This window comes from Streptomyces sp. NRRL F-6676 (assembly GCF_000725625.1).
Lineage (GTDB): Bacteria > Actinomycetota > Actinomycetes > Streptomycetales > Streptomycetaceae > Streptomyces.
This window is the reverse complement of sequence record NZ_JOHS01000008.1, coordinates 342,670-357,157: the sequence shown is the minus strand read 5'-3', so window position 1 is coordinate 357,157 and position 14,488 is coordinate 342,670. Positions and strand designations below refer to the sequence as shown.

General features: G+C 74.4%; 12 protein-coding genes. 10 read left to right on the top strand and 2 right to left on the bottom strand.

Features of this window, described 5'->3' with window-relative positions; translation table 11 throughout:
- Positions 1-279: 279 nt before the first annotated feature.
- Entirely contained in the window at positions 280-1,905 is a 1,626-nt protein-coding gene (locus IO29_RS08345) for a catalase (RefSeq protein ID WP_030378094.1), read from the bottom strand.
- Between the two features lie 283 nt (positions 1,906-2,188).
- Between IO29_RS08345 and IO29_RS08340 the strand changes: the two genes are divergently transcribed.
- The 10 genes from IO29_RS08340 (at position 2,189) to IO29_RS08295 (ending at position 13,447) form a co-directional block, all read left to right on the top strand.
- Positions 2,189-2,512 carry a hypothetical protein gene (locus tag IO29_RS08340; RefSeq protein ID WP_030378093.1) on the top strand — a complete coding sequence of 108 codons (324 nt, stop codon included), beginning with the start codon at positions 2,189-2,191 and terminating at the stop codon, positions 2,510-2,512.
- 132 nt (positions 2,513-2,644) lie between these two features.
- Positions 2,645-4,951 (top strand): FUSC family protein, encoded by a 2,307-nt coding sequence (locus tag IO29_RS08335; RefSeq protein ID WP_030378092.1) that lies wholly within the window; start codon positions 2,645-2,647, stop codon positions 4,949-4,951.
- 219 nt (positions 4,952-5,170) lie between these two features.
- The gene (locus IO29_RS08330; RefSeq protein WP_030378091.1) at positions 5,171-5,593 is read left to right on the top strand and encodes a VOC family protein; all 423 of its coding nucleotides are present in this window, start codon (positions 5,171-5,173) and stop codon (positions 5,591-5,593) included.
- Between the two features lie 107 nt (positions 5,594-5,700).
- Positions 5,701-6,795 carry a winged helix DNA-binding domain-containing protein gene (locus IO29_RS08325; protein ID WP_030378090.1) on the top strand — a complete coding sequence of 365 codons (1,095 nt, stop codon included), beginning with the start codon at positions 5,701-5,703 and terminating at the stop codon, positions 6,793-6,795.
- Positions 6,796-6,860: 65 nt separating this feature from the next.
- Positions 6,861-7,571: a nucleotidyltransferase family protein gene (locus tag IO29_RS08320; protein WP_030378089.1), complete on the top strand. Its 711-nt coding sequence runs from the start codon at positions 6,861-6,863 to the stop codon at positions 7,569-7,571.
- A 173-nt stretch (positions 7,572-7,744) separates the two neighbouring features.
- On the top strand, positions 7,745-7,960 hold the full coding sequence (locus tag IO29_RS35500; RefSeq protein WP_051707642.1) for a BON domain-containing protein: 216 nt from the start codon (positions 7,745-7,747) through the stop codon (positions 7,958-7,960).
- Positions 7,957-8,700, top strand: coding sequence for a metallophosphoesterase family protein (locus IO29_RS08310; RefSeq protein ID WP_030378087.1), 744 nt, complete (start codon positions 7,957-7,959; stop codon positions 8,698-8,700). The genes IO29_RS35500 and IO29_RS08310 overlap by 4 nt, the downstream gene beginning before the upstream one ends.
- 93 nt (positions 8,701-8,793) lie before the next feature.
- Positions 8,794-11,673 (top strand): SpoIIE family protein phosphatase, encoded by a 2,880-nt coding sequence (locus IO29_RS08305; RefSeq protein ID WP_030378086.1) that lies wholly within the window; start codon positions 8,794-8,796, stop codon positions 11,671-11,673.
- A gap of 112 nt (positions 11,674-11,785) precedes the next feature.
- A complete protein-coding gene (locus IO29_RS08300) occupies positions 11,786-12,046 on the top strand; it encodes a WhiB family transcriptional regulator (RefSeq protein WP_030378085.1) in 261 nt (86 codons plus the stop codon).
- A 114-nt stretch (positions 12,047-12,160) separates the two neighbouring features.
- Complete coding sequence (locus tag IO29_RS08295; RefSeq protein ID WP_030378084.1) at positions 12,161-13,447, top strand: DUF4032 domain-containing protein; 1,287 nt, start codon at positions 12,161-12,163, stop codon at positions 13,445-13,447.
- A 10-nt stretch (positions 13,448-13,457) separates the two neighbouring features.
- Here IO29_RS08295 and IO29_RS08290 read toward each other — a convergent pair whose 3' ends face one another.
- A complete protein-coding gene (locus tag IO29_RS08290; protein WP_030378083.1) occupies positions 13,458-14,330 on the bottom strand; it encodes a universal stress protein in 873 nt (290 codons plus the stop codon).
- Positions 14,331-14,488: the final 158 nt, after the last annotated feature.

Here is a 14,488-nt window from a genome sequence, read left to right as displayed (position 1 = left end):
GCCCGCGGCTTCGGAGGGGGCGGTGGGGGCGTTCGGGCGGGCGGTCGATGCGTTGGTGGGTTCGGCGGCGGTGGCGCCCGGTGGGCGGGGGGTCGCGTGTGATGTGGGGTTCGGGGTGCGGGTGACGGAGGTGCTGGCGGAGGTGGAGAGGGTGTTGGGGGTGCGGGGGTGAGGGCCGGGAGGGTTTTCGCCCCCGCACCCCTCCCCTTCCCGTCCCCGGGGGCGAGCCCCCGGACCCCCAAGAGAGGCGCAGTTCCCCGCGCCCCTTTATGGCGGGGTTCAGCGGGTGGCCTCGTGACGGGTGTTCGGGACGCAGTGGGTCATTGTCAGGCCCTCCACGTTCCGAGGGGGGTTCTTGCCCAGGTTGGCCAGGCGTTGCTGGTCCTCGTCCGTGAGGTCCTGGCCGGGGAGGGGGGCGAGGGAGGAGACGTCGTCGGGGGCGATGCCCAGGCCCTCGCCGACCCGCAGGCCCAGGTCGTTCTCGACCAGGAGGAAGTGCCAGACCATGCGCTCCTGGACCGGACGCTCGCACTGGGAGAGCTGGTCGACGAAGTTCTTCACCAGGTCGTCGCGCTCCCAGTCCTCCATCAGCAGATAGCGCTGGCCCGCCTGGAGGTAGTCGTTGGCGCGCGGGATGCGCTTGCGGGTGAGCCGGCCGCGGATCTCCGGACCCTGCTCGTCGGGGACCGGGGAGGTGGCCTCGCTCAGACCGCCCATGACGGAGGGCTCGTAGTTGACGATCGGGTTCTCCCCGCCGCCGTCCACGTGGTACGCCATCTGTCCGTCGCGCTGGTTGGTGCGCACCTCCGCGTTCTTCGCCTGGTTGACGGGGAGCTGGAGGTAGTTGGGGCCGACCCGGTAGCGCTGGGTGTCGCTGTAGGAGAAGGTCCGTCCGACGAGCATCTTGTCGTCGGAGAAGTCCAGGCCGTCCACGAGGACGCCTGTGCCGAAGGAGATCTGCTCGTTCTCCGCGAAGAAGTTCTCCGGCATCCGGTCGAGCACCATCCGACCCACCGGCCGGGGCGGGAACTCCTGCTCGGGCCAGGTCTTGGTGTCGTCGAGCGGGTCGAAGTCCAGCTCCGGGTGGTCGTGATCGTCCATCATCTGGACGTGCAGTTCCCACTCCGGGAAGTCGCCGCGCGCGATCGCGTCGTACAGGTCCTTGGTGGCGTGGCCGAGGGACTCGGCCTGTACGGCGGCGGCGTCCTCGGCGGTCATGCTGCGGACATCCTGCTTGGGCAGCCAGTGGTACTTGACCAGGACGGTGCGGCCCTCGTCGTTGACCCACTTGTACGTGTTGACGCCGAAGCCCTGCATGTGGCGGTAGTCGGCGGGGATGCCGCGCGGGCTGAACACGTTGACCAGCATGTGCATGGACTCCGGGGTCTGCGACATGAAGTCGAAGATCCGGCGGGGCTGCTGCTCGAAGGTCACCGGGTCCGGCTTGAGGGCGTGGATGACGTCGGGGAACTTGATGGCGTCGCGGATGAAGAAGACGCCGAGGTTGTTGCCGACGAGGTCCCAGTTGCCGTCCTCGGTGTAGAACTTCACGGCGAAGCCGCGGGGGTCGCGGGCGGTCTCGGAGGAGTCCCGGCCGCCGATGACGGTGGAGAAGCGGACGGCGACGTCGGTGCGCTTGCCGCGCTCCTGGAAGAGCCTGGCGCGGGTGTGGCGGGTGATGGGTTCGTCGCCCCAGGCGCCGTACGCCTCGAAGTAGCCGTACGCGGTGACGCCGCGGGCGTGGACGACGCGCTCGGGGATGCGTTCGCGGTCGAAGTGGCTGATCTTCTCCAGGAACTGGTAGTTCTCCAGCGTCGCGGGGCCGCGGGCGCCCACCGTGCGCTGGTTCCGGTTGTCGTGGACGGGGTGGCCCTGGCGGTTGGTGAGTACCTTGCGGTCCGGCATGCGCGGCGGCTCCTTCGGTCGGCGGGGGGTGGGCGCGGGGGCTCCGCCCCCGTCCACCCTCGCGCCACGGGCGCGAGGCGGCACGTGCAGTGCGTCCGTACGCGGCACGTTCCGGTTGTTTGTTTCGCCCCCGGACCCCCCTGAAAGACTGCGCGGTTCCCCGCGCCCCTCCGAGGGGTGCGGGGAACCGCGCGAGCGACCACGGACCCACCCGCGGTCGCCCACGCACCAGGACCCCCCGAGGTCCCGCATGCGCCACCACCCGCCGGGTACTCGCGGGTCCATGACGAACGAACGTGATCCCGACGACGCCGCCCGTTCCGCGGAGGCCGCCGACGAGGAGCGTGCCGCGGCACGTCCCTTCAGCTATCCGTATCCCGAGCGGCGCGCCAACGTCCGGGCGACCCGGCACATCAGCCGGGAGGAGGCCGACGCAGACAGCGTCCCCGGCGTCCCCGGCGGCTACGGCTCCACCGGCGGCGGCCAGCCCGGCGGCAGCAGCGGCACGAGCCCGGACCCCGAGGAGGGGCTCGACCCGTCGGACGCCGCGGACACCGTGGCCGGCGGCGAGCCGGAGCCCGGCGGGAGCGGCGACCGGGAGCGGTGACCGCCCGCCCGGCCCGGAGCGCCGCGGCGGCCCGGAGCTGAGCCCGGGCCGCCCCGCCACTACGCCGACCGCGACCGGCATGACATGCTTGACGTGCGGATCTTGGTCGGCAACGGGAGGAAGTACGGCGGCGTGAGCGAAGCGGCACGACCCGTCTGGAGCCGGGTCCTGGATCGGCTCTCGGCGTCCGATCCGGGGCTGCTGCGGCTGATGGCCGGGCTGCGGACGGTGGGCTCGATCGGGCTCACCCTCGCCGTCCTCGCCTCGTTCGGCGCCACGGTGCCGCATCTCGTGGGCGGGGCGATGGCCGCCATGGTGTCCACGTTCGCGATCCGCGAGAAGGAGCGCCGGCCGCAGGCGATCACCCTGGCGCTCGGTCTGCCCGTGGCGCTCGCCGCGGTCACCCTGGCCTCGCTGCTCCAGAGATACGTGGTCGTCGGGGACCTGTTCTTCCTGCTGCTGATCTTCGCGGCGGTCTACAGCCGCCGGTTCGGGGACCGCGGCACGGCGCTGGGGCTGATCGGCTTCCAGCTGTACTTCGTCTCCCTGTTCGTCGGGGCCACGCTGACGGCGCTGCCCCTGCTGTACGCGGCGCTGGCCACGGCGTTCGCGTGCAGCGCGGTGGTGCGGTTCGGCGTCGTACGGGACACGCCCGAGCAGGTGCTGCGGCGGCTGCGCGGGGCCTTCCGGGCGCGGCTCGCCCAGCTGATCTCGGCCCAGCTGGACCTGCTCGACGCGGCGCCCGACGAGCTGGACGCCGCCCTGGACGACGTACGACGGCACACCGCCCGACTGCACGAGAGCGCGATGCTCGTCCAGGGACGGCTGGAGCAGGGCACCGACGACAGTGCCACCGCCGCACTGGTGCAGCGGCGTGTCGCCGAGGCGGAGATCGCCGCCGAGCGGCTCGGCGTGCTGCTGCTGAGCGCGCGCAGCGCCGAGCGGGCCGACACGCTCGCCCTGCACCTGCCGAACGCCCCGGCCCCCGCACCCGGCAACCGGCTGCCGGCCCGGGGCGACGTCACCCAGACCCTGCGCCGGGACCTGCGGGCGCTGCGGCTGCTGATGGCCCGGCCGGTCGCGGCGGACCGGCACAGCTCCGTGGCGCATGTGCGCAACCGGCTGCTCGGCTACCGCGACGAGGACAACGTGCCCGCCGGTCCGCCCGCCGTGCAGGACGTCTTCCGCGCCATGGGCGAGGCCGCCAAGGCCGTACTGGGTCTGCGGCTGGCGCTGGACGGTCCGCAGGACGAGTCCGACGATACCGCCGCGACCATCCGTTCCCGGGAGGAACTGGACGCCGAGGACGCGGCCATCGCCGGCGCGGAGCGCGAGGCGGAGGACGAGGAGGAAGAGGCGCGGGGGCTGAAACGGCCCACCACACGGGCCGCCGTCCAGGTGGCGGTGGGCTCGGCGCTGGCCATCGCGGGCGGCGAGTTCCTGTCCAGTCAGCGCTGGTACTGGGCCGTGCTGACCTGCTGGGTCGTCTTCATCAACACCGCGTCCACGGGCGAGATCCTGGTCAAGGGCTACCGGCGGGTGCTGGGCACGGTGTGCGGGGTGGTCGCCGGGGCGGGGCTCGCGGGGCTGGTCGGCAACCACACGTGGACCGCGTTCGCCCTGGTGCTGCTGTTCATTTTCGCGATGTTCTACACCGCGCCGCTGTCGTACGCGCTGATGTCGTTCTTCGTGACCGCGATGCTGGGCCTGCTGTACACGCTGCTGCACACGTACAGCCTGTCGGTGCTGGTGCTGCGCATCGAGGAGACGGTGCTGGGGGCGGTGTGCGGGATCGTCGCGGCGGCGCTGGTGCTGCCGGTGCAGACCGACCGGCGTACGGACGAGCTGCTCGCGACGGTGCTGGTGCGGCTGGCCGACGTCAGCGAGGCGGCCGTCGAGCAGCTCAGCGGCGGTCCCGCGGTGGACCTGCTGGACCAGGCGCGCGACCTCGACAAGGCGCTGGACGATCTGCGCGCCTCGACGAAGCCGCTGACGCATCCGATCACCCCGCTGCGCGGGCGGCGGCAGACGGCCCGCTATCTGGTGGCGCTGCTGGAGACGTGCGCGTACCACGCGCGGTCGCTGGCGGCGACGGCGGAGCTGGTGCCGTTCAGCCGGACGATCGCGGCGGATCCGCGGCTGAAGCTCGCGGGGCGGCGGATCTCGCACAACATCGACGTGCTGCTCGCGCAGGTGCGGGACGAACGTGCGGTGGGCGGTGAGGGTGGCGGCGGTGCGCCGAGGGAGATGGAGTCCGGGCCGAGCCTGGCGTCCCTCCTCGACCCGGGCGAGACCCGGGCGCCGCGCCCGGGCAGCGTCACGCACCGGGTGCTGCGGCACTTGCAGCGGTTGGACGAGGGGGTGCTGGGGTTGGCCCGCCCCTTGGGCGTGCCGGATCCGACGACAGCGGAGCGGGGGGCGCGCCGCGGGTCCCCCTGACCCCCGGGGGCGGTTCGGTGGCGGGCGGTTCGGTGGCACGTGCGGGTGCGGGGGGCCGAAGCCGCGAGAGGAGGGCGAGCGGCCGCGAGGACGTCTTCCGCATGGTCCGCGTCCTGCCCGCGCGGTAGAGGACACTCCCTGTCCTCTACCGGTGCGAGGGTTCCTGTCGAGCCGCCGGGGCCGCACGGTCCCGGTCACCTTCGACGAAGGGAGCGGACCATGTCCGTCACCACGACCGCCCATCTCAACTTCCGGGGCGCCGCGCGCGAGGCGCTGGACTTCTACCGGTCCGTCTTCGGCGGGCGCACCGTCGCCGTCACCTACAAGGACGCGGGCGACGTGCCGCACGAGGCCGAGGCGGACTGGGTGCTGTGGGGCGAGGTGGTGGGCGACAACGGCTTCCACGTCATGGCCTACGACGTGCCCTCGCAGCTCCCCTGGGAGCAGGGCACGAACCCGTTCTACGTCTCCGTGCGCGGTGAAGACGCCGAGGAGATCCGGGCCCTGTGGGACCGGCTCGCCGAGGGTTCGGCGGTCGTCCGGCCGCTGGAGGCCTCGGACTGGGCGCCGCTGTACGGCATGCTGACCGACCGGTTCGGCGTGACGTGGGTCCTGGACGTCGCCGCACCGTACAACGGCTGATCCCGCGTGCCGGTGCGGGTCCGGGCGGCGGCCGCCCGGACCCGCACCGGCGCCCCGCCCCGCCTCGATCCCGGCCCCGTACCCGGGGCCCACGACCGGAGACCCTCATGACCACCGCCACCGTCCTGGACGTACGCGCCCTCAACCGTGCGACCCTCGCCCGCCAGCACCTGCTGGACCGCGCCGACGCCGGCGTCGCCGACACGGTGGCGCACCTGTGCGGACTACAGGCGCAGGAGCCGCAGGAGCCGTTCGTCGGCCTGTGGTCCCGGCTGACCCGCTTCGACCCCGCGGAACTGGACGCCGCGCTGACCGGCCGTACGGTGGTGCGCACGCACCTCATGCGCCGCACCGTGCACCTGGTGACCGCCGACGACGCGCTGGCCTGGCGCTCCCGCCACGACGCCATGCTGCGCCAGCGGGCGCAGGGCGCGTACCGGCGGGAGCTTGCCGGTGTCGACCTGGACGAGCTGGCGGCGGCCGGCCGTGCCGTGATGGCCGACGGGCGGGCGCGCACCATGGCCGAGCTCGTGGCGGGCGTCGAGGACCGCTGGCCCGGCCGGCCGCGCCGGGCGCTCGGCGAACTGCTGATCGCGGCCCTGGTACCGATGGCGCAGCTCCCGCCGCGCGGGCTGTGGCGGGCCAGGGCGGGCGTACGGAACCTGCCGCTGGCCGTGTGGCTGGGGCGGGACGTCGAGCCGCTGCCCGACGACGCCGGTGACCCCGTCGGGCAGCGGCTGGTCCGCCGCTATCTCGCCGCCTACGGGCCCGCCGCCACCGCCGATCTGCGCGCCTGGTGCGGGCTGGCGGGGCTGCCCGCCGCGGTCAAGGCCGTGCGCGAGGAGCTGGTCTCCTTCCGCGACGCGCGCGGCCGGGAGCTCCTCGATCTGCCGGGCGCCCCGCGCCCGGACCCGGACACGCCCGCCCCCGTACGGTTCCTGCCGGCGTTCGACAACGCGATCCTCGGCTACCAGGACCGCGGCCGGATCATCGACGACGCCCACCTCGGGCTGTCCGTGGCGGGGCACCGCGCGGTCCTCGTCGACGGGCGGGTCGCCGCCACCTGGACCGTGCGCGAGGAGCGGCTGGGCGTGAGCCCGCTGCGCCCGCTCACCGCGCCGGAGCGGGAGGCCGTCCATGCCGAGGGCCGGGAGCTGGCCGCCTTCCTGGACGTGGCGATGGAGGACGTCCCGGCCAAGTGACGCGCCCGTGTCGATCCCCGGTCGCCGGGTACCTGCAAAGGACTTCTCGGAAAAGGGGGCAGCACATGACGCCGCACGCCGACGACGCCGCCGTCGAGGACCGCGCCGGCGTCCCCGGGCTCCGGCTGGCCGCGGGGGGTTCCACCGCCCGGGGTGAGGACATGGACCAACGGGACGACCTGGAAAGGGACCTGCCCCGCGACCGCAACCAGGCGATCCTGGAGGCGGCCAAGCAGGTCGGCGCGATCCTCAAGCGCGAGGGCCACCCGTTCGCCCTCGCCGGCAGTGTCGCGGTGTACGCCCACGGGGGCACCGGCAACCTCCAGCACGACGTCGACTTCTGCATCCGCCCGGAGGACGCCGAGGCGGTCGCCGGCACGCTGTGCGCGGCCGGGCTGACCGTCTTCACCCCGCCGGAGGACTGGCTGCTGAAGGCGGGCTGCCTGGGCCAGCAGGTCGACCTGATCTTCGAGCTGGCCCACCGCCCCGTCGACACGGAGCTGCTGGAGCGGGCACAGGAGCTGTCCGTGGACTCGGTGCGGATGCCGGTGCTCTCCCCCACCGATCTGCTGCGCGGCCTGCTGGCCTCCTTCTCCGAGCACCACTGCGACTTCGGCGCGGTGCTGCCGATCGCCCGCATCCTGCGCGAGCGGGTCGACTGGGAGCTGCTGCGCCGGGACTGCGGCGCGGAGCCCATGCCCGCCGCGTTCTTCTTCCTCCTGGAACGCCTGGAGGTCATCGCCCCGCCGCACCACGAACGAGCTCGGGAGCAGTGATGAGCCGGATGAGCCGTTGGCCCGAAGATCCCCTGAACCCCGCCCGCGGCGCGGGCACGACGGGCGGCACGGCCGCCGCGTCCGGCCCGGGCCCCGGGCCGGGCGCCGACTCGGGCACCGGCCCGGGTGCCGGTTCGGGCGCCGGGGACAACGTCGAGTACCGCGTCGCCCATCTGCGCGACCGGCTCGCCGAGGAGGAGCTCGGCGAGCTGGGCGTGCGGGCGGAGGTGCGCTCGGGTTCCGTGCTGGTCACCGGCACCGTCCCGTCCGCGCACTGCCGGGACACGCTGCTGCGGACCGTCCGTGACGAACTGGCGGGGCTCGAGGTGCACTGCGATGTCGTGGTGGCCGAGAACGCCGCCCCCGACCATGCGGAGGAACTGTCGTGATCCGCCTCGCCGCCGTCGGAGACATCCACATGGGGTCCGACAGCCAGGGCCTGCTCCGGCCCGCGTTCGAGACCCTGCCCGACTGTGCCGATCTGCTGCTGCTCGCCGGGGACCTGACCCGGCACGGCACGCCCGAGGAGATGCGGGTGGTGGCCCGCGAGGTGCGGGACCTGCCCGTGCCGGTGGTCGCGGTGCTCGGCAACCACGACCACCACGACGAGCAGCCCGAGAAGGTCACCGAGATCCTGCGGGAGGCCGGGGTGCGGGTGCTGGAGGGCGAGTCGACGGTCGTCGAGTGCGCGGGTTCCCGGGTCGGCGTGGCCGGCACCAAGGGGTTCGGCGGCGGGTTCGTCGGCCGCAGCGCGGGGGAGTTCGGCGAGCCGCTGATGAAGGAGTTCGTACGGGCCACCCGGCGCAGCGCCGACTCGCTGTGCGCGGCGCTGAAGGAGCTGACCGGCCGGGGCTGCGACGTACGGGTGGCGCTCACGCACTACTCCCCCGTCGCCGACACGCTGGCCGGGGAGCCCGCGGAGATCCATCCGTTCCTCGGCAGCTATCTGCTGGCGGAGGCGATCGACACGGCCGGCGCCGATCTCGCGGTCCACGGCCACGCGCACCTCGGCACCGAGCACGGCATGACGGCGGGCGGCGTCCGGGTCCGCAACGTGGCGCAGCCGGTGATCCGCCGGGCGTTCAACGTGTACCAGCTGCACACGGAGGGGGCGGGCGTCGCCGCCTGACGCCGGGGCCGGCTCCGTCCGCCGTTCCGGGGATGCGCGGACGGCGCGGGGCGGCGCATCCTTGCTGTGTCACCCAGCCGACGAGGAAGACCGATGCATGGGAGCGCCGAGCGCGAGGGCCCGGCGCCCGGGCCGCCGGGCGCGGTGCTGACCGGCGCCGTCGCGGACGCGCTGCGCGCGGTCACCGGCTTCGCCGGCGGGGTCTACCTGCGCTCCGGCAGACCCGGGGAGCTGCGGCTCTCGGTGCTCGCCGGGCTGCCGGGCCCGCTGTTCCGGCCCTGGTGGCGGCTGACCGTGGACCGCCCCTTCCCCGCCGCGGACGCCTTCCGCACCCGGGTCCCGGTGGTGCTCGCCGACCCCACGGAGACGATGCGGCGCTATCCGCAGCTCGCGGCCGGGCTGCCGTTCCGGTTCGGCTCGCTGTACGTGCCGGTGACCGACGGCGCCCGGACCTACGGGGTGCTGACCGTGCTGCGGCCCAGCGCGTCCCACCTCACCGAGGCGATGCCCGCCCGGGACCGGCTCGGCCCGATCGCGGACGCGCTGGGTGCCGCGCTCGGCGGGCTGGAGCGCGACGGGGTGCGGGTGGCGTGGGACGGCGAGCCCCTGTGCGTGCGCCCGCCCGCGGCCGGCGGCGGCACGCCCGGGGGCCGGGTCGGCCGCTTCACCTGGGATCCGGTGGGCGGCGAGATCACCGTGGACGCCACCCTGCGGGCGCTGGCCGGCCTGGGCACGGACGGCGCCGTACGGTCCGCGGAGGCGCTCGCGGAGGCCCTCGCGCCGGACGACGCGCACCTGGTGCTGGCCGCACTGCGCGAAGCGGCCGACGGCCCGGCACCGCCGGGACTGCTGCGGGTGCGCTCCCCCGAGGGCGCACGGCGGCTACTGGAACTGAGGCCGCACGAGCCGACACCCACGAGACCGGCCCCGCACGAATCCGCGCATACGACACCGGCCTCCCACGCACCGGCGCCCGAACAGCCGTCCCCGCACGCAACGGCGCCCGAAGGACCGCCGCCGCACGAACCCGCCGGGCGACCGCCCGCGCACGAATCGCCGCCCGGGAGACCGTCCCCGCACGAACCCGCCGGGCGACCGTCCGCGCACGAACCGGCTCCCGGGCGACCGTCCCCGCACGCACCGGCTCCCGGGGACCCGTACGCCTACGCGCCGGCCGACGGACGGCCGTACGCGGACGGGCCCGCGTGCGGACGCCCGTCCGAGGCACCCTCGCCCGGCCCCCGGATCGGCGGTCTGGTCATCGACCCGGAGCCGGGCGCGGCGGCGGACGGCGCGGCCGATCTGCTGCCCGACGGTGTGTTCGCCTTCGACCGGCTCGGGCTGCTCACCTACGTCAATCCCCGGGCCGCCGAACTCCTCGGGCAGCGGCGGGAGTCGCTGCTCGGCCGGCAGCTGTGGGAGGCCGTGCCCTGGCTGGACCGACCGGTGTACGAGGACCACATCCGGGCCTCGCTGCTCTCCGTCGAACCGGTGCACTTCCAGGTCAGCCGCCCCCGGCCGGACGCCGCCCCCGAGGCCGGTAGGGAACGGGGCCGGTCCGACGGCGACTGGCTCACGCTGTCGCTGTACCCCGGGCCGGACGTCGTCACCTGCCGGATGGTGCCACTGGGCCGGGTCGCCGAGACGACCGAAGGCGCCCCGGCCCCGGCGGACACCACCACGTCGGCGGGAGCCTCCACGGCCGGGGCGGCGCCGCCCGGCCTCCCCCCGGCCGTCGTCTCCACGGCCCCGCTGTACCGGCCCGTCGTGCTGGCCATCGCCCTCACCGAGGCGCTGACCGCCCGGCAGGTGTCGGAGGTGGTGATGCGGGAGCTGCTGCCCGCCTTCGGCGGCGGCCGGCTCGCGATCTATCTGCTGCACGAGGACCGGCACCTGTACCTGGCCTGGGAGCACGGCTTCCCTCAGCAGTTCCTGCTCCCGTTCGAGGGCGTGGCCCTGGACACGAGACTGCCGGGGGTGGAGACCCTCACCGGCGGCCGGCCGCTGTTCTTCGAGTCGATGCACAAGCTCGCCGCCGCCTACCCGGGCATCCCGCTGGACGCCACCGAGGGCGCCCGCGCGTTCCTGCCGCTGATCGCCTCCGGCCGCCCGGTCGGCTCCTGCATCCTCGGCTTCGACCGCGAGCGCGGCTTCAGCGACGAGGAGCGCACGGTGCTCACCGCGCTCGCCGGGCTGATCGCGCAGACCCTGGAGCGCGCCCGGCGCTACGAGAACGAGGCGGCCCTGGCCCGCGGGCTCCAGGAGGCGCTGCTGCCGCACCGGCTGTCGGCGCACCCCCGGGTGGAGACGGCGGGCTGCTATCTGCCCGGCACCCAGGGCATGGAGGTGGGCGGCGACTGGTACGACGTGGTCGACGCGGGCGAAGGGCTCGCGCTGGTCATCGGCGACGTCCAGGGGCACGGGGTGCAGGCCGCCGCGACGATGGGGCAACTGCGCAGCGCGGTACGGGCGTTCGCGCTGGGCGACCATCCGCCGGGCGAGGTGATGAGCAGCACCAACCGGCTGCTGATCGATCTGGACCCGGGGCAGTTCGCGAGTTGCTGCTACATCCGGCTCGACCCGCTCACCGGGATCGCCCGGGCCGCGCGCGCCGGCCATCCGCAGCCGCTGCTGCGCCACCCCGACGGCCGTACCGACGTCCTAGACCTGCCGGGCGGGGTGGTGCTCGGCGTGGCCCCGAAGGCGGAGTACCCGGTGACCGAACTGCGCCTGGAACCAGGGGCGGTGCTCGCCCTGTTCACCGACGGACTGGTCGAGCGGGCGGGGCACGACATCGACGAGGGCATCGGCGCGCTGCGCACGGCCCTGACCCTGGCGGGCGGCCGCGGCACTCCCCCGCAGCAGCCCTCGCTGCCCCGGGTGGCCGGGCTGCTCACCGACCGGGCCCGGCGCGCCGCCGACCGCCCCGACGACATCGCCCTGCTGCTCACCCGGCTGCGGCCCGGCGGCTGAACCGGCCCCTCACCACTTCCTCACCGCCTTTTCGCTCCCGGGCCGTTTCGGCCGTACACCGACAGGTCACCCGGACCCGACGACCCGTCCCGTCCACACACAGGAGAGCGTCATGGACAACTGGCGAGACCGCGCCGCCTGCCGCACCGAGGACCCCGACCTGTTCTTCCCCGTCGGCACGACCGGCCCCGCGCTGCTACAGATCGAGGAGGCGAAGTCGGTGTGCCGCGGCTGCCCGGTCCGTGACGCGTGCCTGGACTGGGCGCTGGAGACCGGCCAGAACATCGGCGTCTGGGGCGGTACGACGGAGATGGAGCGTCGCGCCCTCAAGCGCCGCCGGGCCACCGCGAGCCGTCGCGGCGGCACCGGCTGACGTCGAAGGGCCTGCCCACGCCGCCTTCGAGGGGCCGGTGGGGCTCGGGGTCCGGGGCGGCGCACCGGCCTGATACTGGGGTCGTACCGCACCTGAGACGAGGACGACTGAGCGATGGCTTTGCACATCAGCGCCACCAATCCGGAGCATCCCGGCCTGCTGCTGTCCCTGCCCTGGCAACTGCCGCTGGAGCAGTGGCCCGAGGACGTGCTGGTGCCGCTGCCGCGCGGCATCTCCCGGCACGTGGTGCGCTATGCCCGGGCCGGTGACGAGGTCGTGGCCGTCAAGGAACTCGCCGAGCGGCCGGCGGTACGGGAGTTCGAGCTGCTGCGCGACCTGGACCGGCTCGGCATCCCCGCCGTGGACGCGCTCGCCGTCGTCACCGGCCGTACGGACGCCGCCGGCGGTTACCTGGAACCCGTGCTGATCACCCGTCATCTGCGCGGTTCCATGCCGTACCGCTCGATGTTCGAGACGACGATGCGCCCGGCCACCATGCACCGGCTGATGGACGCGCTCGCCGTGCTCCTGGTCCGGCTGCACCTGGCCGGGTTCGCGTGGGGCGACTGCTCGCTGTCCAACACCCTGTTCCGGCGCGACGCGGGCGCCTACGCGGCGTATCTGGTGGACGCCGAGACGGGCGAGCTGCAACCGCGGCTGAGCGAGGGGCAGCGCGACTACGACCTCGATCTGGCCCGGGTCAACATCAGCGGGGAGCTGCTCGACCTGGAGGCGTCCGGGGCGCTCCACCCGTCGGTGGACCCGATCGAGTTCGGCACGGAGATCTGTGCGCGCTACTCGGGGCTGTGGCGGGAGCTGACCCGCACCTCGGTGTATCCGGCGGGCAAGTACCACTACATAGACCGGCGCATCCGGCGGCTGAACGAGCTCGGCTTCGACGTGGCCGAGATGCAGATCGAGAGCTCCTCCACCGGCGACACGGTGACGTTCGTGCCGAAGGTCGTCGACGCCGGGCACCATCAGCGGCAGTTGCTGCGGCTGACCGGGCTGGACACCGAGGAGAACCAGGCCCGCCGGCTCCTGAACGACCTGGAGAGCTGGATGGCCACCCAGGAGGACCACACCCCGGGTGATCCCCTGACCACCCGCCCGGAGGTGCTCGCCCACCGCTGGGTGCGCGACGTGTTCCGGCCCACCGTGCGGGCGGTGCCGGTGGAGCTGCGCGGGGCGATGGACCCGGCCGAGCTGTACCACCAGCTCCTGGAGCACCGCTGGTTCCTGTCGGAGCGGGCGCAGCACGACATCGGCCTGGACACGGCGGTCGCGGACTACGTCGCCCATGTGCTGCCCCGGGTCCGCGACGCGGTGCCGGACGCGGAGGAGGAGACGGCCTCAAAGGAGACCGGGGAGCCGGAGACCGCCCCGGCCCCGCGGGCGTGACGTCCGCCGCTCAGGCCGGCGGTACCACCGCCACCGGGCAGGGCGCGTGGGCGATCAGCGCGTGCGCGACCGAGCCGATGCGCGGGCCGACGGCCAGCCGGCTGGCGCGCCGGCCGACCACCATGAGCTGGGCCCGGTCGGCCACCGACAGCAGCACCTGTCCCGCGCTGCCGATCTCCACGTGCTCGGTCACCGGCACGTCCGGGAACCGCTCGCGCCACGGCCGCAGCGCCGCGTCCAGCGCCTTGCGCTCGTACGGTTCCAGACCGCCGGCGTCGTCGAGGAGCTGCATCGAGCCGGGGCTGTAGGCGAAGACCGGCGGCAGGTTCCAGGCGCGTACGACCCGCAGTCCGGCGCCCCGGGCGGCGGCCGCCTGGAAGGCGAACTCCAGCGCGGCGGCGCTGTCGGCGGGTTCGCCGTGCTGGCCGACGACGACCTCGCGGCCCGCCGCCTCCTGCGCGGGCCGGTCCTCGGAGCGGACCAGCACCACGGGGCGCGCGGCCTCGCCGAGCACCTGCTGGCCGATCGAGCCGAGCAGGAAGCCGAGGACGGCGCCGTGGCCCCGGGTGCCGAGCGCCAGCAGTTCGGACCGGGCGGCCTCGGCGACGAGCGCGTCGACGGAGGCGTCCTCCACCACCTCGGCGGTGACGTCGAGCCGGGGGTGTTCCTCGGTGACGGCCCGCTCGACCTCGCGGACCACCGCGCCGGCGCCATTGGCCTGGGCCTGCTGGTCGTCGGCGGCGACGAAGTCGTACGTCTCCCAGCGCCAGGCGTGCACGATCCGCAGCGGCAGGTCGCGGCGGACCGCCTCCCGTGCCGCCCAGCGGGCCGCGGCCGTGCTCTCGGGCGATCCGTCCACTCCCACGGTGATCGGGCGGGTCATGCGGCTCTGCCTCCCTGGGCCGCCGGTCCGGGCCGGCGGCGGCTGTTCTCGGTGGTCACTGGCTGGTCGACGACTCGGCGGGGCCGACGGAACCGACCGGCCCCCTACGGCACGCTACCGGGGCCCTGCCCCCTCGGGCCAAGGCGAAACGACCCGAT

What these genes read in the sequence shown, in the direction of transcription:
- IO29_RS08290 (WP_030378083.1), bottom strand. Translation starts at nt 14,330, where the DNA reads ATGACCCGCCCGATCACCGTGGGAGTGGACGGATCGCCCGAGAGCACG.
- IO29_RS08340 (WP_030378093.1), top strand. Translation starts at nt 2,189, where the DNA reads ATGACGAACGAACGTGATCCCGACGACGCCGCCCGTTCCGCGGAGGCC.
- IO29_RS08330 (WP_030378091.1), top strand. Translation starts at nt 5,171, where the DNA reads ATGTCCGTCACCACGACCGCCCATCTCAACTTCCGGGGCGCCGCGCGC.
- IO29_RS08295 (WP_030378084.1), top strand. Translation starts at nt 12,161, where the DNA reads ATGGCTTTGCACATCAGCGCCACCAATCCGGAGCATCCCGGCCTGCTG.
- IO29_RS08325 (WP_030378090.1), top strand. Translation starts at nt 5,701, where the DNA reads ATGACCACCGCCACCGTCCTGGACGTACGCGCCCTCAACCGTGCGACC.
- IO29_RS08300 (WP_030378085.1), top strand. Translation starts at nt 11,786, where the DNA reads ATGGACAACTGGCGAGACCGCGCCGCCTGCCGCACCGAGGACCCCGAC.
- IO29_RS08320 (WP_030378089.1), top strand. Translation starts at nt 6,861, where the DNA reads ATGACGCCGCACGCCGACGACGCCGCCGTCGAGGACCGCGCCGGCGTC.
- IO29_RS08345 (WP_030378094.1), bottom strand. Translation starts at nt 1,905, where the DNA reads ATGCCGGACCGCAAGGTACTCACCAACCGCCAGGGCCACCCCGTCCAC.
- IO29_RS08305 (WP_030378086.1), top strand. Translation starts at nt 8,794, where the DNA reads ATGCATGGGAGCGCCGAGCGCGAGGGCCCGGCGCCCGGGCCGCCGGGC.